Annotated in this window: 13 protein-coding genes; 7 read left to right on the top strand and 6 right to left on the bottom strand. The window is 64.5% G+C overall.

The window, feature by feature from the left end:
- Positions 1 to 249 precede the first annotated feature (249 nt).
- The 4 genes from AC1D0N_RS04305 (at position 250) to AC1D0N_RS04290 (ending at position 7619) form a co-directional block, all read left to right on the top strand.
- A complete protein-coding gene (locus AC1D0N_RS04305; protein WP_477241711.1) occupies positions 250 to 4293 on the top strand; it encodes a peptidoglycan-binding protein in 4044 nt (1347 codons plus the stop codon).
- 190 nt (positions 4294 to 4483) lie between these two features.
- The gene (locus AC1D0N_RS04300; RefSeq protein WP_477241709.1) at positions 4484 to 5407 is read left to right on the top strand and encodes a sulfite exporter TauE/SafE family protein; all 924 of its coding nucleotides are present in this window, start codon (positions 4484 to 4486) and stop codon (positions 5405 to 5407) included.
- Positions 5407 to 6198, top strand: a complete 792-nt coding sequence (locus AC1D0N_RS04295) for a TIGR02186 family protein (protein ID WP_477241707.1) — start codon at positions 5407 to 5409, stop codon at positions 6196 to 6198. The genes AC1D0N_RS04300 and AC1D0N_RS04295 overlap by 1 nt, the downstream gene beginning before the upstream one ends.
- A 164-nt stretch (positions 6199 to 6362) precedes the next feature.
- Entirely contained in the window at positions 6363 to 7619 is a 1257-nt protein-coding gene (locus AC1D0N_RS04290; protein WP_477241705.1) for an Hsp70 family protein, read from the top strand.
- A gap of 6 nt (positions 7620 to 7625) precedes the next feature.
- On the opposite strand, the gene AC1D0N_RS04285 is transcribed toward AC1D0N_RS04290, so the two are convergent.
- Positions 7626 to 8516, bottom strand: a complete 891-nt coding sequence (locus tag AC1D0N_RS04285) for a LysR substrate-binding domain-containing protein (RefSeq protein ID WP_477241703.1) — start codon at positions 8514 to 8516, stop codon at positions 7626 to 7628.
- A gap of 279 nt (positions 8517 to 8795) precedes the next feature.
- Here AC1D0N_RS04285 and AC1D0N_RS04280 point away from each other — a divergent pair, with 279 nt between their 5' ends.
- The 3 genes from AC1D0N_RS04280 to AC1D0N_RS04270 are packed head-to-tail and all read left to right on the top strand — an operon-like array spanning position 8796 to position 13398.
- Positions 8796 to 11726 carry a molybdopterin oxidoreductase family protein gene (locus tag AC1D0N_RS04280; RefSeq protein ID WP_477241701.1) on the top strand — a complete coding sequence of 977 codons (2931 nt, stop codon included), beginning with the start codon at positions 8796 to 8798 and terminating at the stop codon, positions 11724 to 11726.
- On the top strand, positions 11723 to 12457 hold the full coding sequence (locus AC1D0N_RS04275) for a 4Fe-4S dicluster domain-containing protein (protein WP_477241699.1): 735 nt from the start codon (positions 11723 to 11725) through the stop codon (positions 12455 to 12457). The genes AC1D0N_RS04280 and AC1D0N_RS04275 overlap by 4 nt, the downstream gene beginning before the upstream one ends.
- A gap of 5 nt (positions 12458 to 12462) precedes the next feature.
- On the top strand, positions 12463 to 13398 hold the full coding sequence (locus AC1D0N_RS04270) for a dimethyl sulfoxide reductase anchor subunit family protein (protein ID WP_477241697.1): 936 nt from the start codon (positions 12463 to 12465) through the stop codon (positions 13396 to 13398).
- Positions 13399 to 13401: 3 nt separating this feature from the next.
- On the opposite strand, the gene pdeM is transcribed toward AC1D0N_RS04270, so the two are convergent.
- The 5 genes from pdeM to AC1D0N_RS04245 form a co-directional block, all read right to left on the bottom strand.
- On the bottom strand, positions 13402 to 14118 hold the full coding sequence (gene pdeM / locus AC1D0N_RS04265) for a ligase-associated DNA damage response endonuclease PdeM (protein WP_477241695.1): 717 nt from the start codon (positions 14116 to 14118) through the stop codon (positions 13402 to 13404).
- Between the two features lie 13 nt (positions 14119 to 14131).
- The gene (locus AC1D0N_RS04260) at positions 14132 to 16651 is read right to left on the bottom strand and encodes a ligase-associated DNA damage response DEXH box helicase (protein WP_477241693.1); all 2520 of its coding nucleotides are present in this window, start codon (positions 16649 to 16651) and stop codon (positions 14132 to 14134) included.
- 201 nt (positions 16652 to 16852) lie between these two features.
- On the bottom strand, positions 16853 to 17713 hold the full coding sequence (locus AC1D0N_RS04255; RefSeq protein WP_477241692.1) for a C40 family peptidase: 861 nt from the start codon (positions 17711 to 17713) through the stop codon (positions 16853 to 16855).
- A 76-nt stretch (positions 17714 to 17789) separates the two neighbouring features.
- The gene (locus tag AC1D0N_RS04250; protein WP_477241691.1) at positions 17790 to 18140 is read right to left on the bottom strand and encodes a MarR family winged helix-turn-helix transcriptional regulator; all 351 of its coding nucleotides are present in this window, start codon (positions 18138 to 18140) and stop codon (positions 17790 to 17792) included.
- Between the two features lie 73 nt (positions 18141 to 18213).
- Positions 18214 to 19578, bottom strand: coding sequence for a leucyl aminopeptidase family protein (locus AC1D0N_RS04245; RefSeq protein ID WP_477241689.1), 1365 nt, complete (start codon positions 19576 to 19578; stop codon positions 18214 to 18216).
- Positions 19579 to 19673 lie beyond the last annotated feature (95 nt).

The raw sequence follows: 19673 nt of genomic DNA, 5'->3' as shown, positions 1-19673 counted from the left end.
GGTGGCCCGCCAAGAAGTTGCAACTTCTTAAGCTTGGTTAACGCGTTGTTTACCACGTTGGGCGAAATGTGCGCATGTCGGTTACCCGTGTTTATCCTGTATCGAATTTTTCACGGTTTTTCGGAGCGCGGGTGAGAACCCCGGGAAGCCTGTCTTCCACCGCAGCAAGGCTGCGGGCGCCTTCGGTTCCGGCAGGAACTTTGGGGAAAACTGGTTGCAAGCCAGCAATTCTGAAAAACGGGCGCATCGATGAACAGCAAGCGGTCCTATCTCGATACACTCAACGCCGGCAGGCAGCGCAGGCCGCATGCCGCACTTGAAGAGCTGAACCGTTCGCTGGAAACGCTGGAACAGCGGCTGGAGCGGACGCGCGAGGACAGGGCAGAGCGGGTCGATCCGCGCCGCCCCGGCGCCGAGCCGCGCTATGCCAGCGCCCAGCCCTATGGCCAGCCACGCTGGTATGAGGATCCGCATCCCGCGCAGCGGCTGAATAGCCCGGCATCGGCAGCACCCGCCTTCGATCAGAAATACCAGACGATCGCCCGCGACATCGACCGCGTGCGCGGCCAGGAAGACAGCGTCGCGGTGGTCGGCAAGATCGCCGGTGAACTGCGCGGCCTGCGCGAGGAACTGCGCCACCAGATGACCGTCGGCCTGCAGCGCGAATTCGACGCGCTGCGCAAGGACATCGAACGGGCTTTCCAGGCAAGCAGCCAATCGGGCGGCCAGTCGGGCAAGGGCAGCGCCGAACTCGGCGTCGAGTTCGAGCGGCTCTCCGGCGCCATCCACACGCTGGCCGAAAAGAGTGACGATAGAAGCGTCAACATGCTGCGGCTCGAGCTGGAACAGGTCAAGGCCGCGCTCGACACGCTGGCGCGCGAGGAGAGCGTGCAGGCGGTCGACCGCCGCTGGGACGATTTCGACCGGCGCTGGAGCGCTTTCGAGGATCGCGTCGACGCCGACCAGCGCAAGCGGTCGGACGCGCCCGGCTTTTCGATGCTGACCGATCGGCTGGAACAGATCAGCAATGCGGTCAACAATCTGCCGGAATCGCTGTCGTTGCGTTCGCTCGAGGACAAGGTTCGCACGCTTGCCGGCGCCGTGGATCATTTCGCCAGCCAGCAGGACAATCGCGGCAGCGATACGTTCGGCATGATCGACGACCGGCTTGACGAAATTTCCCGCGCCATCGTCGCCTCGACCGTCGCCGCCCAGGCCAATACCGTCGATCCCGAGCTCTTTGAGCGCATCGAAAAGCGGATCGCCTCGCTTGCCCAGCAGATCGAGGAAGTCACGCAGGATCGCCCAAGCGGCGAAGTCATCGACCGCCTCAACATGCTGTCGGACCGGGTCGACGATCTCGCCGGCCGGGCCAACCTGCCGGAACAGGCGATGGAGCGCCTCGGCAAGCAGATCGCCTTGATCGCCGACAAGATCGACCGCGCCCCGGCCATGCCGGACGCCGACTATATTTTCCAGGGGCTGGAGCAGCGTTTCGACGTTTTGTCCGGCATGATGGAACGCCGCCAGGGTGACGCGATCGAACAGGGCAATATGCTGTTTCGCGATCTCGAACGGCGGTTGGACGAAGTTGCCGACCGGCTGGACCAACGCACGCCGCAAGTCGACGGCGCCGGTATCATGGACGCCATCGACGCCCGCTTCACGGCGCTGGCCAAGCGCATGGAGACGCGCGCGCCGGACCCCGCCAACGAGGCGGCGATCCGTGGCCTGGAAAGCCGGCTCGAAGACATCTCAAGCCGGCTGGAATCGTCGGCGGCACAGGTGGCGGGCATCGACCCGGCACTGATCCGCAGCCTCGAGGCGCAGGTCTCGGGCCTGTCGGCGCATCTGTCCAAGCCCGGCACACCATTGCCGGAATTCGAGGACATCAGCCCGCGCCTCAACGAAATCGAAAAGTCGCTGGCCGGAACCCGCGATTCGATCCTGGGTGCGGCGCGCGAGGCTGCCGAGAGTGCCGTGCGCACGATGGCCGGGTCCAGCGCCAATACGGCAGCCGTTGCCGGCCTCGCTCAGGATCTGAAGACACTCGAATCGCTGACCCGCCGTTCCGACGAACGCAATTCGCGGACGTTCGAGGCCATCCACGACACTCTGCTCAAGATCGTCGACCGCCTGGGCTCGCTGGAAACCAACGAGCCGATCGAGGCGGTGAGTGAACTCGTCGATGCGGCCGCGCCGGCGCGTGCGCGGACGGTCCGGGCGACCCGCACCTCCAAGATCGCGGTGCAGGATCCGCCGTCGATGGATATCGACCAGCCGCAGCCGCTGACGGGCGACATGGCCGACCTCGACGGCCGCGCCGCTGCCATCATGCGCAACGAGCTAGGTGCGGATGGCGACCTGGTTACGCATGGCGACCCGGATGTACGCAGCGAACCGGTTGCGCGTAGCGAACCGGTTACGCGTGGCGAACCGGGGCCGCGCTCGCCAGCCGAAGCCGCAGCTGCTGCCGCCATGGCGGCGCTCGGCTCGGACGCCATCCCGGAAAGGAGCGGCCAGCCCGGCCGCAAGACGTCGATGTTTGGCGGACTGGCACGCGCCTTCAAGGGAAAGAAGCAGGCAGACATCCCGCCGCTTCCAGGCTCGGCGCCCAATGTCGACATTCCGAGCGTTGATCTCGACGAGCCGCTCGATCCGAAGCTCGCTAACCGGCCTCTGGAACCCGGCTCGGGCGCACCTGACCTCAACGCAATCATGAAGCGCGTGCGCGACGAGCGCGGCCAGCCAGTGCGGCACAGCGATACCGATGCGTCGAAATCCGATTTCATTGCCGCAGCCAGGCGCGCCGCGCAGGCCGCCGCTGCCGAGGCCGAGGCCCTGAAACGCCAGTCGACGATGAAAGGTCCGGTAAAGGCGTTGAGGATCGGCGACCTGCTCAAGGCGCGGCGCAAGCCGATCCTGATGGGAGCCATCGCGATCATGCTGGCGCTTGCCGGCCTGCAACTGGGCAAGGCCTTCTTCGCCGACCCGGTCGAAGTGGCCGGCAACGATGCCGCGCCGATCGTCGCCGCACAGCCGGTGAAAACGGCTGCGGTCAGCACCACGAACGAGCCCAAGGCAGAACCGCCGGCAGCCGTGCAGGACGCGCCGGCCCGCATGGTCCGGCAAGCAGAGCCCACCGAACCGGCAGCCAAGGACGAGATGCCGGCGCAAATTGCCTCGGCCATGCCATCAAACACCGAAGCACCGATGGACGATGTCGCCGCGCCGGTTTCGGCGCCGACGGCTTCGGCACCGTCTGCCGATGCGGCAGCTCCTGCAATGGACGCGACGGCCTCGGCTGTTCCGGCCGCTGCCGGACCGGCGGCGTCTGACACTGAAACCCAGCCGATGGCCGCCACGCCAGCCCCTTCCCAGGATACGACCGGCGCGGTTCCGCCTACCAACGCTTCGGCGACCACGGCCACCGCCAAGATCGACATCCCGGCCGATGCCGGCCCGGCCGCCTTGCGCGACGCGGCTGCCGGCGGCGACGCCAAGGCGCTGTTCGAGATCGGCTCGCGCTATGCCGAATCGCGCGGCGTCAAGGAAGACATGGCGGCGGCGGCCAAATGGTACGAGAAATCGGCCGAGCTCGGCTTTGCTCCGGCCGAATACCGCATCGGCAATTTCTACGAAAAGGGCATCGGCGTCGCCCGCGACATCAAGAAGTCGAAGACCTGGTACCAGCTCGCCGCCGAGCAGGGCAATGCCAGCGCCATGCACAATCTGGCCGTGCTGTTCGCCATGGCCGCGGACGGCGTCACCGACAATGAGTCGGCGGCGCACTGGTTCCAGGCCGCCGCCGACGTCGGCGTCAAGGACAGCCAGTTCAATCTCGGCATCCTGGCAGCCAAGGGCGTCGGCATGAAGCAGAACCTGGAAGAATCCTACAAATGGTTCGCGCTCGTCGCCAAGACCGGCGACAAGGACGCGGCGGCCAAACGCGACGAGATCGCCGCTGCGCTGCGGCCCGAGCAGCTGGAGCGCGCACGCGCCGCCACTGATCTGTGGAAGCCGAAGCCGCTCGATCCGGCGTCCAACTCGGCCGACATCCCTGAATCATGGCAGGAAGGCGCGCCGCAGACGACCGCCAGCATCGACATGAAGAAGGCAGTCACGAACATCCAGCTCATTCTCAACAAGAATGGCTACGACGCCGGCGGCGCCGACGGTGTGATCGGCCAGAAGACCAAGGACGCCATCATGGCGTTCCAGACCGACAACAAGATGAAAGCGACCGGCGAGATCGACGAAAAACTGGTCAAGGCGCTGCTTGCGCACAAATAACGGCAGATGCGTCGCTTATGCGACGCCCTTGCCACACATTTGCCTGTTAACTGATTGAGATGTTTTTTGTTTCGGCGTCGTGGCGAGGTTTGACTTCGCGGCCCTGCCGGCGCAAGAACAATTTAGCTTTTCGGCGCAAAATGCCCGCAACGGTTGCATTCGCCGAGGGCACACTGATCGAGACTGACGGGTGGGCATCTATCTCCCGATCGCGGAAATTTCCGTCAACGTCTTCGTGCTGCTGGCCATGGGCGCGGCGGTGGGTTTCCTGTCGGGTATGTTCGGGGTGGGCGGCGGCTTCCTCATCACCCCGCTGCTGATCTTCTACAACATTCCACCGGCGATCGCGGTCGCCACCGGCGCCAACCAGGTCATCGCCTCTTCCTTCTCCGGGGCGCTGTCGCACATGAAGCGCGGCACGCTCGACTTCAAGCTCGGCGGCGTGCTTCTGGCCGGCGGCATCGTCGGCTCCACTGGCGGCATCTTCGTCTTTGCCTTCCTGCGACGGCTTGGCCAGCTCGACCTGTTCATCTCGCTGCTCTATGTCGTGCTGCTCGGCACCGTCGGCGGGCTGATGCTGGTCGAGAGCGTCAATGCGCTGCGTGCCACCCGCAGTGGTGCCGCACCGGTGCTGAAGAAATCCGGCCAGCACAACTGGATCCACCGGCTGCCGCTGAAAATGCGCTTCCGCGCCTCGAAACTGTTCGTCAGCGTCATCCCGGTGCTGGGCCTTGGTGCCGGCATCGGCTTCCTGTCGTCGATCATGGGCGTCGGCGGCGGCTTCATCATGGTGCCGGCGTTGATCTATCTCTTGAAAGTGCCGACCAATGTCGTCATCGGCACCTCGCTGTTCCAGATCATCTTCACCTCGGCCTACACCACGCTGGTTCACGCCACGACCAACCAGACGGTCGATGTGATGCTCGCCTTCCTGCTGATGGCCGGCGGCGTCGCCGGTGCGCAATATGGCGCCAAGGCCGGGCAGAAGCTGCGCGGCGAACAGCTCCGCGCGCTGCTGGCTCTGCTGGTGCTGGCGGTCGCCATCCGGCTTGCCATCGACCTCTTCGTCACGCCGCCCAACCTCTACTCGCTGACCGCCGCGGGCGTTAGCTGATGGCGGGGTTGAAGACGTTCGTGGCCGCTGCATTTCTGTCGCTGCTCGCCGCCACCTCCTCAGCAAACGGGCAGACACTGCCGACCGAGAGCATCCAGATCGGCCTGTCGACCGATGCCGTGTCGATCACCGCCGGCTTTTCCGGCGCTGACCTCACCATCTTCGGCTCACTGGAAAACGCCGACCCGCTGGTCGCGCGCCAGGGCCGCTACGACGTCATCGTCGTGCTCGAAGGGCCGGCGCGGCCGGTGGTGGTGCGCCGCAAGGACCGGGTGCTCGGCGTCTGGGTCAATCTGCAGTCGGAAACCTTCGAGAACGTGCCGATGTCCTATTCGGTAGCAACGACGCGCCCGCTGCAGGACATCACCGAACCGAACAGCTACAAGCAGTTGTCGCTCGGCGCCTCCAACCTCTACATGCAGCCGACCGACGAAGGTGACAGCCCGGCGACGATCGAAGAATTCACGACAGCGCTGCGCGAGCGCAAGTCGGCGACGGGGCTCTACAGCGAAAATGTCGGCGGCGTGCAGTTCCTGTCGCAGAACCTGTTCCGCGCCACGGTGCGACTGGCGCCGAATGTCCCGGTCGGCACCCACAAGGCGCGGGCCTTCCTGTTCAAGAGCGGCCTGTTCATCAAGGAAAGCTCCGCCCAGCTCGAGATCCGCAAGTCGGGTTTCGAGCAATCAGTCTTTCGCGTCGCCCATGATTACTCCTTCCTCTATGGCGTCTTTGCGGTGTCGCTGGCCATGGTGACAGGCTGGCTCGGAAGACTGATCTTCCGGCGCGATTAGGATCGGCTTTCTCCGAAAAACGGTTTCCCTTTTGAGGGTCATGCGCTAGACCGCGCTCTCCCAGCCACCCGGCACATACAAACAATTCGGTTCGGTAGAGCAGTCCGGTCCCCGGATGCGCGCTTTCCCATGGCGCTCGCCAAAGGCAATTACAGGAACAGGCCATGCGACCAGCATTCGGCGGTATCGACTTCGGCACGTCAAATTCCACCGTGGGCGTGGTCAGGAACGGCCAACCGCGGCTGGTGGCGCTGGAGGACGGCCAGGTGACGCTGCCAAGCGCGGTGTTCTTCAATTTCGAGGATAACCGCACCTATTACGGCCGCCACGCCATCGCCAACTACACTGACAGCATCGAAGGCCGCCTGATGCGCTCGCTGAAGAGCGTGCTCGGCAGCTCGCTTGCCCGTGAAAAGACGCGCATCAAGTCGCGCTCGATCGGTTTCATGGAGATTGTCGGGCTGTTCCTGGGACATCTGAAGAAGCGGCTGGAGGAAGATGCAAAGGACACGGTCGAGAGCGTGGTGCTCGGCCGTCCGGTGCAGTTCGTCGACGATGATGCCGCGGCGGATGCCAAGGCCGAGGGTGAACTCGAACACGCCGCCCGCGCGCAAGGCTTCAAGCACATTGCCTTCCAGTTCGAGCCGATCGCAGCCGCGCTCGACTACGAGCAGAAGGTGGCGAAGGAGGAGCTGGCGCTGATCGTCGACATGGGCGGCGGCACGTCGGACTTTTCGATCGTACGGGTCTCGCCTCAGCGCGCCCGCTCGCTCGATCGCAAGGACGACATCCTGGCCAGCCGCGGCGTCCATATCGGCGGCACCGATTTCGACCGGCTTTTGAGCATCGCCCATGTGATGCCGCAGCTCGGCTATCTCACGCCGACCAAGGACGGCAAGCGCAATCTGCCGGCCAGCTACTTCATCGATCTGGCGACATGGCAGCGCATCAACCTGGTCTACACTGCCAGGGCGATGACGCATCTGCGCCAGATCCGCTATGAGGCCGAACGCGCCGACCTGGTCGACCGCTTCATTCACATTGTCGAGCACCGTTACGGGCACGCGCTGGCGGCGCTGGTCGAGAAGGCCAAGATCGAGCTGACTGACCGGTTATCGACCGATGTGACGGTCGCGCTGTCGGGGGTAAAGTTCGCCGCCGAAATCACGCGAGCCGGGCTGGAATCAACGATTGACCGGGACATCGAGCGGGTGACCGCCACGGTGGCGCAGACCATTCAAGATGCGCAGGTGAAACCGTCCGACATCACCGCGGTCTTCCTGACCGGCGGATCGACGGCCATCCCGCTGGCCAGGCAGCAGATCCTGGCGCTGGTCCCGCAAACGTCAGTCATCGAAGGCGACATGTTCGGCTCGGTCGGGCTTGGCCTGGCGTTGGATGCCCAGCGGAAGTTCGGCTAGCGCAGTCTATTCCGGCACCTTCGTGCCCAGATGCGCCTTGAGCGCCATCTGCGCGAGGCTCGCCTGCCTGTCGCGGTGGGTGATCATGGCGAAATCGCGCTTCGGCAGGTCGATCGGCACCGCGCGCAAACTGCCCTCGGCAACCGCGCGCGCGACGACGAGTTCCGAGATGATGGTGGCGCCGGCGCCGGCCTCGACCGCCTGACGAATGGCCTCGTTGCTGGGCAACACCAGAAATATCTGCAGCTCGGCGAACGAAATCCCTTCGCGACCTGCAATATCCTCCAGCACCTCGCGCGTTCCCGAGCCGGCTTCGCGGATGATCCAGCGCAGTCCTTTGATGTCGGGATGCCCGTGCGACAGTTCGGCGATCTCGGGATGCGAACGCCCCACGACCAGAACCATGCGATCGACGTCGACCTTGGCGCGTCGAAGAATGTCGGATTCGGTGCGCCCCTCGACCAGGCCGAAATCCGCTGTGCCGTCGAGAACGTTGGTCTCGACCTGCCTGGTGTTGCCGATGGTGACGCTCAGCCTGACGGCGGGGTAGGCTTCGTGGAAGGTGGCCAGCCGGCGCGGCAGCCAGTAGCTGGCGATGGTCTGGCTGGCGGCTATCGACAGGCTGCCTGATATCGTCTGCGAGACATGCTCCAGCACATTGTTGGCGGCTGCCGCCCGTTCGAGGACGGCCTTGGCCTCGGGCAGGAACCTGAGCCCGGTTTGCGCCAGCTCGATGTTGCGGCCGACGCGGTTGAACAGTTTTACGCCGTGCTGCTGTTCGAGCGAGCGGATGGCGGCCGACGCCGCCGACTGGGAGATGCCCAGCAACTCTGCCGCCCTGGTCATATGGCCGCGCTCGGCGACGGCGACGAAGATGCGCAACTGATCGAGAGTCATGACGAATTAAGAAACAAATTCGATCGGAATTACAAGAGCAACTTGTTAGACAGATCGATTGCTTTGTTCTAAGTTTCTGCTCGGAATTGGAAAAATATCGCGGCTGAGTCGCGAGGGTTAGAAATTGATGGGGCGGTTCAAGTCTTTGTTCGCACATTGGACGCGCAGCCTGAGGCGGCGCGTCGCCGGCGAACGCTACCACCCTGAGCAGCACTATATGCGCGGTCCCGGACCCAAGACGAGAGCCAAGAACGCGGACCGCAAAAGCGCGCCCGGATCATGAGGCACGCAGCGCCACGCGGCGCCAATTCCGCACCGTCGCAACGGCCGCTTGCCGACACGCGCGCACCCGACGAGGGCGATGGCGTCGACACCTCGCCCAGCATCTCCGACAGCATCGCCAAGACCACCTGCTATATGTGCGCCTGCCGCTGCGGCATCGACGTCCACCTCAAGGACGGCAAGGTCCGCTACATCAACGGCAACAAGGACCATCCGGTCAATCGCGGCGTGCTGTGCGGCAAGGGCAGCGCCGGCATCATGCAGCACTACAGCCCGGCGCGGCTGAAGAAGCCGCTGTTGCGCAGCGGCCCGCGCGGCTCGGGCGAGTTTCGCGAAATCGAATGGGAAGAAGCGCTTTCCATCGCCACTGACAGGCTTTCCAACATCCGCCGAACCGATCCCAAAAAGCTTGCTTTCTTCACCGGGCGCGACCAGTCGCAATCGCTGACCGGCTGGTGGGCGAGCCAGTTCGGCACGCCGAACTTCGCCGCCCATGGCGGCTTCTGCTCGGTCAACATGGCAGCCGGTGGCCTCTACACGATCGGCGGCTCGTTCTGGGAGTTCGGCGAACCCGATTGGGACAACACGAGATACTTCATGCTGTTCGGCGTCGCCGAGGACCATGATTCCAATCCGATCAAGATCGGCTTGGGCAAGCTCAAGGCGCGCGGCGCCAAGGTGGTTTCGATCAACCCGTGCCGCACCGGCTATAACGCCATTGCCGATGACTGGATCGGCATCCGGCCCGGCACCGACGGGCTGTTCGTCTTCGCGCTCATCCATGAATTGCTGAAAGCCGGCCGCGTCGATCTCGATTATCTGCTGCGCTACACCAACGCTCACATGCTCGTCATCCAGGACCCGGGCGCTGCCGATGACGGCCTGTTCGTGCGCGACGGCGACGGCAATCCGCTGGCCTGGGACAGAGTGGCGAAGACGCCAGTCAACGCCACCGACGCCGAGGCGAAACCGGCGTTGACCGGCAGTTTCACCATAGACGGCCGCCGCTGCGTGCCTGTCTTCCAGCTTGTCGCCGACCGCTATCTCGAGGAAAGCTACGCGCCGGATGCGGTCGCCGCACGCTGCGGCATCCCTGCCGACACGATCCGGCGGATCGCCGCCGAACTGGCGCATGTCGCCTTCGAGCAGACCATCGAACTGCCGATAGCGTGGACCGACTGGGCCGGGCGTCAGCACGAGACGATCAAGGGGCGGCCGGTCTCGATGCATGCGATGCGCGGCATCTCGGCCCATTCGAACGGTTTTCATACATGCCGCGCCATCCATCTGCTGCAGGTGCTGCTCGGCACGGTGGATGTTCCCGGCGGATTTCGCTTCAAGCCGCCCTACCCCCGATCGGCGCCGCCGGAATTGAGGCCCGCCGGCAAGAATGTCAGGCCGATGATGCCGCTCGAGGGCATGCCGCTCGGTTTCGTCTGCGGGCCGGACGATCTGCTGGTCGAAGATGCCGGCGTGCCCGTTCGTATCGACAAGGCCTATTCCTGGGACGCGCCGCTTGCCGCGCATGGCCTCATGCACACGGTGATCCGCAACGCCTGGGCCGGCGACCCCTACAGGATCGACACGCTATTCATGTACATGTCGAACATGGCCTGGAACTCGTCGATGAACACCGTAGAGACGATGGCGATGCTGACCGACAGCGATGACGACGGCAACTACAAGATCCCCTTCATCATCTATTCCGATGCCTACTATTCCGAGACCGTGCCGTTCGCCGATCTGGTGCTGCCTGATACCACCTATCTCGAACGGCATGACTGCATCAGTCTGCTCGACCGGCCGATCAGCCATGCCGACGGGCCGGGCGACGCCATCCGCCATCCGGTGGTCGAGCACGACCGTGACGTCAGGCCGTTCCAGACGGTCCTGATCGAGCTCGGCGCGCGGCTCGGCCTGCCCGGTTTCGTTAATGACGACGGCACGGCCAAATACCGCGATTATGCCGACTACATCGTCAACCATGAACGCACGCCGGGCATCGGCCCGCTTGCCGGCTGGCGCGGCAAGGACGGGACCTCGATCGGCAGAGGCGAGGTCAATCCTGACCAGTTGCAGCGCTACATCGACAATGGCGGCTTCTGGCATCACGATTTTGCCGACGACCAGCGCTACTACAAGATGGCCAACCGCTCCTATCTGAACTTCGCGGAAAGCATGGGTTTCATCCCGAAGGCCGAGCCGATCGTCTTCCAGCTTTATTCCGAGCCGCTGCAGCGTTTTCGCCTTGCCGCGCGCGGCCATGGAAAGGTGCTGCCGCCGGAAGCAGAGCGCGGCCGCATCGAGACCTACATGGACCCGCTGCCATTCTGGTACGCGCCTTTCGAAGAGGCATCGGTCGACCTGCAAAAGTATCCGCTGCATGCACTGACGCAGCGGCCGATGCACATGTATCACTCCTGGGGTTCGCAGAACGCCTGGCTGCGGCAGATCACCAGCCAGAACCGGCTGTTCGTGCATCACCAGACTGCGGCCGGCCTCGGGCTGGTCGATGACGACTGGGTGTGGGTCGAGAGCATCAACGGCAAGGTCAAGGGACAGATCAAGCTGGTCGACGGCGTCAATGCGGATACGGTCTGGACATGGAACGCCATCGGCAAAAGGCGCGGCAGCTGGGGGCTGAAGGACGATGCAGCGGAATCCAACCGTGGCTTCCTGCTCAATCACATCATCGGCGACCAGACTTCTGCCGACGCCAACGGCAAGCGCTATTCGAATTCCGACCCGGTCACCGGCCAGGCGGCATGGTTCGACCTGCGTGTGCGCATCGTCAAATGCGCGATCGAGGAAGCCGGCTTCACCGAGCCGCAATTCGAGCGTTTTCAGCAGCCGCCGCATTTCGAGCCTTCGCCCGACAGGCTGACTTTCGGAGCCGAATTCCGCCGGGCAAGAGAGGCCGCCGAATGACCTGCCTTCCCGCCCACACCGACAAGAAGCTCGGTCTCGTCATCGATCTCGACACCTGCGTCGGCTGCCAGGCCTGCGTCACCGCCTGCAAGGAATGGAACACTGGCGGCCACATGGCGCCGCTGACCGACATCGATCCCTATGGCGGCAACGTCGACGGCGTCTGGTTCAACCGTGTCCACAGCTACGAGCACACAACGGAGATGGGCGGGCGCACGGTCAATTTTCCACGCTCCTGCCTGCATTGCGAGACGCCGGCCTGCGTCACCGTCTGCCCGACCGGCGCCTCCTACAAGCGAGCCTCGGACGGCATCGTGCTGATCGACGAGGACAAATGCATCGGCTGCAAATTGTGCAGCTGGGCCTGCCCCTATGGCGCGCGCGAATTCGACACCGATGTCGGTGTGATGAAGAAATGCACGCTGTGCGTCGACCGCATCTACAATGACAATCTGGCCGAGGAAGACCGCGTGCCGGCCTGCGTCGCCGCATGCCCGACCAGCGCCCGGCATTTCGGCGATCTCGGCGATCCGCTGTCGGCGGTCTCGCTGCTGGTGGCCGAGCGTGGCGGCGTCGACCTGATGCCGGAGATGGGCTACAAGCCGACCAACAAGTACCTGCCGCCGCGCGCCCACACCACACGCGCCGCATCGGTGGCCGCACCGGCGCTCGAAACCGTGCGGGCCGAGGGCGGCTTCCTCGGCTGGGTCGACCGCATGCTTTCGAACTGACATCCATGCATCCAGCCTTTTCCGTCGTCTTCTTCACCACCGCCACGGGCGCCGGCTACGGCCTGCTCGCGCTGCTTGGCGTGCTCGCCGGCCAAGGGTTTATCCCGCCAGATTTCTGGCTGGGACTGGTCGGCATGGGATTGGCGCTTGGTTTGATCGCGGCCGGCCTGTTGTCGTCGGCCGGACATCTCGGAAGACCCGAACGCGCCTGGCGGGCATTCTCGCAATGGCGAAGCTCATGGCTGTCGCGCGAAGGCGTTGCCTCGGTCGCCACCTTTATCCCGGCAGGGCTGTTCGGCATCGGCTGGGTGTTTTTCGGCCGCACCGACGGCTGGGTGGCCATCGCCGGGGTGCTGTCGGCTGTCGGCGCGGTTGTCACTGTCTGCACCACCGGCATGATCTATGCCTCGCTGAAGCCGATCGCCCAATGGCACAGCCGCCATACCTTGCCGGCCTATCTGATCTTTTCGGCGATGACCGGCAGCGTGATTTTGAACGCGCTGCTGCGAGGGTTCGGCTTGGGCTCGACCATGCTTCTGGCATCTTCGCTGCTGCTAATCTTGCTTGGCTGGGGCTGGAAGCTGGCGACATGGCACTACAATGATGCGCTGGAAATCCCGACCAACGCCAACACCGCGACCGGGCTCGCGGGTGGTACGGTGCGGTCGCTTGAGTGGCCGCATACCGAGGAAAACTATTTGCTCAAGGAAATGGGCTTTCGCATTGCGCGCAAGCACAGCGTGCGGCTGCGCCAGATCACGCAGGTTCTGGCTTTCGCGCTGCCCGTCATGCTGCTGGTCCCCGCTTTCGCCTTGCCATGGCCGTTCGCGGCGGTGGTTTCGGCGCTCGCCGCCATCGCCCAATTCGCCGGCATGCTGGTCGAGCGCTGGCTGTTCTTCGCCGAAGCGAAGCACACCGTGACACTCTACTACGGTCGGTAGAGTTCAACCCGGCCGCAGCATCGAGCGGGAGATGGCGAAGATGCGGTCGCTGCCGAGCATGTAGGCCATCAGCGTCTCCAGCCGGAACAGCCCGGCATAGGCGCGGTCGAGTACGTTGAGCGAGCCGGTATAGGCGCCGAAAGCCGGCATGATCATACGGCCGCCGTCGCCGGCAAAGCAGCGCCGCCGCACCGAGCGGCCACGCTGGACGATGCGGGCGCAGGGATGCAGGTGGCCGGCGACTTCGCCTTCCACCCTCACCGCTGAAGGTTCGTGCCGAAACAGCAGCGACCCTATGGCCAGTTCGCGCACGGTTTCGCCGGGCAGGTCAGCCGGCGCATCCGGGTCATGATTGCCAGCGACCCAGAACCAGTCGCGGCCTGATATCAGCGCTTCCAGCCGCTCGCGGAAGCTTGCATGCATGCGCTCGGCGCCGCCGCCATCGTGGAAGCTGTCGCCCAGGCTGATGACGATCGCCGGCTGATAATCCGATATCACCGCCTGCAGCCGCAGCAAGGTCGCGCCGGTGTCGTAAGGCGGGATGAGCGTGCCGCGGCGGGCGAGCGACGAGCCCTTTTCCAGATGCAGGTCGGACACCGCCAGCAACCTGAGGTCCGGGAAATAGAGCACGCCACGCGGATCGCAGACCGCGCGCTCGCCGGCGATGCCGACCATGTCGGCCTCGGCGATCAGCGATGCGCGTGCCAGCGAAAAATTCATCTCAATCCAAAACTCATCTTTGGCCCATCGCCTCCTCGACCAGATCGGCGGCTTCCATCAACAGCGATTCATTGGCGCCGCCATTCACCGACTCCTTGCCGATCTCGAGCATGATCGGCACCGCCAGCGGCGAAATCTGGTCGAGATGCTTATGCATGATTCGACCACGGACACGCGAGAGCATCTCGGCAAGTCTGCTGACATCGAGCAGCCCGGACGAGGCGTCGGTGCGCGTCGCCTGCAGCAGAATATGGTCCGGCTCGTGGCTGCGCAGCACATCGTAAATTAGGTCGGCCGACACCGTCACCTGCCGGCCGCTCTTCTCCTGGCCGGGAAAGCGCTTTTCGATCAGCCCGGCGATTACGGCGCAATTGCGGAAGGTGCGCTTCAGCATCCAGCTGTCGTTCAGCCAAGCCTCGAGATCGTCGCCCAGCATATCCTCGTCGAACAAGGCAGCCAGCGACGGCTTCTTCGCCTTGAACAGCGCTGCCATGTCGTCCAGCGCCCAGACGGCCAGCGAATAGTCGGTGGCGACGAAGCCGAGCGGCCGAGCGTTGGCGCGCTCCAGCCGGCGCGTCAGAAGCATGCCGAGCGTCTGGTGCGCCAGCCGGCCTTCGAAGGGATAGGCGACCATGTAGTGGCGGTTGCCGCGCGGAAAGGTCTCGACTAGCAGGTCGCCGCGCTTCGGCAGCACCGACTTTTCCTTCTGCAGGCGCAGCCAGTCGGCGACCTGTTCGGGCAGTGCCTGCCAGCGATCGCTGTCAGCCAGCATGCCGCGCACCTGGTCGGCGAGATAGGTCGACAGCGGAAACTTGCCGCCGGCATAGGACGGCACGATGATGTTGGCGCCGGCGCCGTTGGAGACGACGCATTCGTTTTCCCGGATGCCTTCGAAGTGCAGCACCTTGCCGGCGAACAGGAAATTGTCGCCGGGCCGCAACGTCTCGGCAAAATACTCCTCGATCTTGCCGAGCACCGGGCCGCCGCGCCCGGCCATGCCCCGTCCCTGCCTGACATAGCGGACATTGAGCTCAGGCATCTCGACGATGGTGCCAACGTTCAGCCGGTATTGCTGCGCAATACGCGGATTGGAGACGCGCCACAGCCCGTCCTTGGTCTGGCGAATGCGGGCGTAGCGTTCATAATTCTTTAGCGCGTAGCCGCCGGTGGCGACGAAATCGACGACGCGGTCGAACGTCTCGCGCTCCAGCCCAGCGTACGGCGCGGCACTGCGCACCTCTTCAAAGAGAAGATCGGCATTGAAGGGCGCGCCGCAGGCGACGCCCAGCACGTGCTGCGACAGCACGTCGAGCGCGCCATTGATCAGCGGCGGCGTGTCCTGCGCGCCGAGATAGTTGGCGTCCAACGCTGCCCGGCACTCCAGCACCTCAAAGCGGTTGGCCGGGATCAGGATCGCCTTTGACGGCTCGTCCATCCGGTGATTGGCGCGGCCGATGCGCTGCGCCAGCCGGCTGGCGCCCTTGGGAGCACCGACATGCACGACCAGGTCGACATCGCCCCAGTCGATGCCGAGATCGAGCGTCGAGGTGGCGACGATGGCGCGCAGCGCGTTGTCGCCCATTGCCTTTTCGACGCGCCGGCGCTGGCCGACATCGAGCGACCCATGATGCAAGGCGATCGGCAGCGAGTCCTCGTTGGACCGCCACAGCTCCTGGAAAAGCAATTCGGCCTGACTGCGGGTGTTGACGAACAGCAGCGTCGTGCGATGACGCTTGATCGCCTCATAGATTTCGGGAATGGCGTAGCGGGCCGAGTGCCCGGACCACGGCACACGCTCCTGCGAATCGAGGATGGAGATGTCCGGCTTGGCGCCGCCGGTGACGGTGATCAGCCCGGCCATAGCGCCCTGTGGGTTCTGGCTGACGAGCCAGCAGCGCAATTGATCCGGCTCGGCCACCGTCGCAGACAATCCAATGGTCTGCAGGCCAGGAACGATGCTGCGCAACCGCGCCAGCCCGAGCGCCAGCAGATGTCCGCGCTTCGAGATCACCAGCGAATGCAACTCATCGAGCACGACGTAACGTAGGTCTTCGAAGAAGCGCCTGGCGTCGGGTGCCGCGATCAGCAACGCCAGTTGCTCGGGCGTGGTCAACAGGATGTCGGGCGGCACCAGCTTCTGCCGCTGGCGCTTGTGCGCCGGCGTGTCGCCAGTGCGCGTCTCGATGGTGACCGGCAGGCCGATCTCTTCCACCGGCTTGCCGAGATTGCGCTCGATGTCGACGGCCAGCGCCTTCAGCGGCGAAATGTAAAGCGTGTGGATGCCGCGATGCGCCTGTCCCGGCTTTCGTCTCGGACGGTTGGCGAGCTCGGTCAGCGACGGCATGAACCCGGCCAGCGTCTTGCCGGCGCCGGTCGGCGCGATCAGCAGCACCGATTGGCCGGCTTGCGCCCTTGCCAGCAATTCGACCTGATGGGCGCGCGGCGACCAGCCTTTTTCGCCGAACCATCTTATAAATGGCTCGGGCAGGGCCACAGTGGCACTCTGTTCGGCAAGGCGCGGCTGCTCTGTCACCCGCCAGAGGTAGCGCGAGCGCGCGCAATCGCCAAGCAGAATCGGAACAAAAGGTGATCGGAGAGCGTCCCTCGCCCCGTTTACGGGGAGAGGATGCTGGCAGGCAGGTGAGGGGCAGCGCCAGCGGCCGAGGGTTCGCGCCGCCCCTCATCCGCCCTTCGGGCACCTTCTCCCCGTATAGTGACGGGGAGAAGGAAGAGACTAAGGCCGCCGAAACCCGGTCGGGGCACCGTAGAGATAGCCGATGCGGGCGATCGCCTCTTTCAGCCCTTCGCGCGACACCAGCATCGTATGGCCATTGGCGTGGATCATTGTTTCAGGGTCGGTCATGACGGCGACATGGCCTTTCCAGAACACAAGGTCGCCGCGCCGCAGCCCGGCGAAATCCGCGCCTGGATCGAGCGGCTCGCCGAGGTTAGCCGCCTGCATGTCGGAATCGCGCAGCACGTTCCTGCCGGCCATGCGCATGGCCAATTGCACCAGGCCGGAGCAATCGATGCCGAAGCCGGAGGTGCCACCCCAGAGATAGGGTGTGCCGAGGAAGGTCTCCGCCACCGCTACATAGTCGGCGGCAGCTTCAGCGACACGCCGCAGATGGCCAGCGATGAGGGCTTCGCCCGAAGGCAGCAGCGCATAGTGCGTGCCGCGCGTTTCGGCGCCACCTGTCACCATGACCGTCGATCCCATCGACAGCTGTCCGCTCAGGGGAAACCTGAGATCCGGCCCCGGATAGAGAAAGGTGCGCGGTACCGAGACGATGTGGGTGGGCGCATGGTCGCGCCCGCCCAGCATGGTGTCGGCGACATAGCCTACATAGCCGTCTCGCTCGGCCTGGATCCAGGCCCAGCCCTCGGCGACCTCGAAGACAAGGACGTCGTCGCCCAACAGAAGTTGCGTGTTAACGCCGGCATCGGGGCGCGGCGCCTTGCGCACATCGGCGACGGAGGCTGATATCCGCGCCGGCCGGCCGGCGACAAAACGGTCCGCGGTGACCTCGCCTTTCAGCCGTGCATCGGCGAGATCGGAACGGAAGGCGTGAAGGCGGGCATCCCTGGCGGTCAAATCGGCAACTCTGTCAGATTGACTTGTTTGAGCATGATCTTTTCCGAAAACCGGTTCCCACTTTTCGGGATCATGCTTAGATGGGCAATTCGTGGGCTCGGGCGATAATACCATCGCCAAAGCGCTCGACAAAGAGCGCGCCTTCGACGGTGCGCTTGACCAGCACGTTGCGCTTGTCGAGTTCGTCGCGGTGGCGCGACACCAGCTTCAGCGCGCCCATCGTATCGAGCGCCCGGGTGATGACCGGCTTGGTGACGGCGAGCCGGGCGGCGAGCCCGCGCACCGTATGCGGCGGCGGGTCAAGATAGATGGTGAACAGGATCGCGGTCTGGCGCATCGTCAGATCGGGCGCGTCCTCACGCACCTGCGACAGCATCACCTGCTGCCACAGTCGCAAAGCCTGGCTCGGGCGCATGGAAATCGACATCGCGCCAGCATGACGGCAAATTGTTTCGGTTCCGTTTCAGTCTTGGGTAACTTTGCTCGCTCTGCTCGCAAGGTTAGCCAAAGCGATTCGAGATGATCCGTTCCAGCGCGCGGATGGCTTGCGCCTCGCCGCCTGCCGGACCATACGGGCGATCGGACGGGTTCCAGGCGAAGATGTCGAAATGCGCCCAGGCCGTGGTCTTTTCGACGAAACGCTTCAGGAAAAGTGCCGCCGTTATCGAGCCGGCGAAACCGTCCGTGGTGACGTTGTTGATGTCGGCGATCTTCGACGACAGTTTTGCGTCATAGGGCCGCCACAGCGGCATGCGCCACAGCGGATCCTCGACCGCGACCGAAGCCGCCGCCAGGTCCGACGCCAGCTTGTCGTCATCGGTGTAGAAGGGCGGCAGATCGGGTCCGAGCGCGACACGCGCGGCCCCGGTCAGCGTCGCCATGTCAATGAGCAGCTGCGGCTCCTCATCGTCGGCCAGCGCCAGGGCATCCGCCAGCACCAGTCTCCCTTCAGCGTCCGTGTTGCCGATCTCGATGGTGATGCCCTTGCGGCTGGTCAAGACGTCGCCGGGCCGAAAAGCGTTGCCGGCAATCGAATTCTCGACCGCGGGGATGAGGACGCGCAGCCGGACCTTCAGCCCGGCGGCCATGATCATCGAGGCGAGGCCCAGCACGTTGGCGGCGCCGCCCATATCCTTCTTCATCAACAGCATGCCCGAAGACGGCTTGATGTCGAGGCCGCCAGTGTCGAAGCAGACGCCCTTGCCGACCAATGTCAGCTTCGGCGCGTTCTTCGGTCCCCATGCCATGTCGATCAGGCGTGGCGCACCCACTGAGGCGCGGCCGACCGCGTGGATCATCGGAAAATTCTGCTTGAGCAAGTCATCGCCCTTGATCACCGATACCTCGGCCTTGTGCGCCGCTGCCAGGGTCCGCACCGCCTTCTCCAGCTCGTCCGGCCCCATGTCGCTGGTCGGCGTGTTGACCAGATCGCGGCTCAGGAAAACACCCTCAGCGGTGCGGCGAACACGCGCCGCATCGACCCCGGCGGGCAGCCCGAAGCGTAGCGCCTTGCCTGGCTTCTTGCCATAGCGGGTAAAGACATAGCCGCCGAGCATCAGCGCGACGGCTGCAAGTTCCGGCTCGTCCGGGGCGGTGGCAAAATACCAGTCGCCTTCCGGCAGGGCGCGCGCCAGCGCGCCGACGGCAAGCGCGCCCTCGTCATCGCCGGTACCGAACAGCGCGCCGGCAACAGCGCCGTTCTCACCAGGCATGACAAGCGTCCTGCCGGCCTCGCCGGAAAAGCCGTTGGCGCTGGCCCAGGCGATCGAGGACGGCGCAAGGCCCGCTGCTTCCAGACCGCCTTTGGCGACCAGATGGACCGGCAATGCGGCCTTCGGTTTCGTTTCGACGAGTTCGACAGGCATTCGATGTTCTCCGCGCGCGGCTTTTCGAGTCGGCGTTTCTTAACCGTCCGTTAGGGTTAACAGAATATTTCTGCGGGAGGGAAGATGGCCAGGCA

It is taken from the genome of Mesorhizobium sp. P2_E10 (genome assembly GCF_056404235.1).
This window is presented reverse-complemented; position numbering and strand designations above follow the sequence as displayed.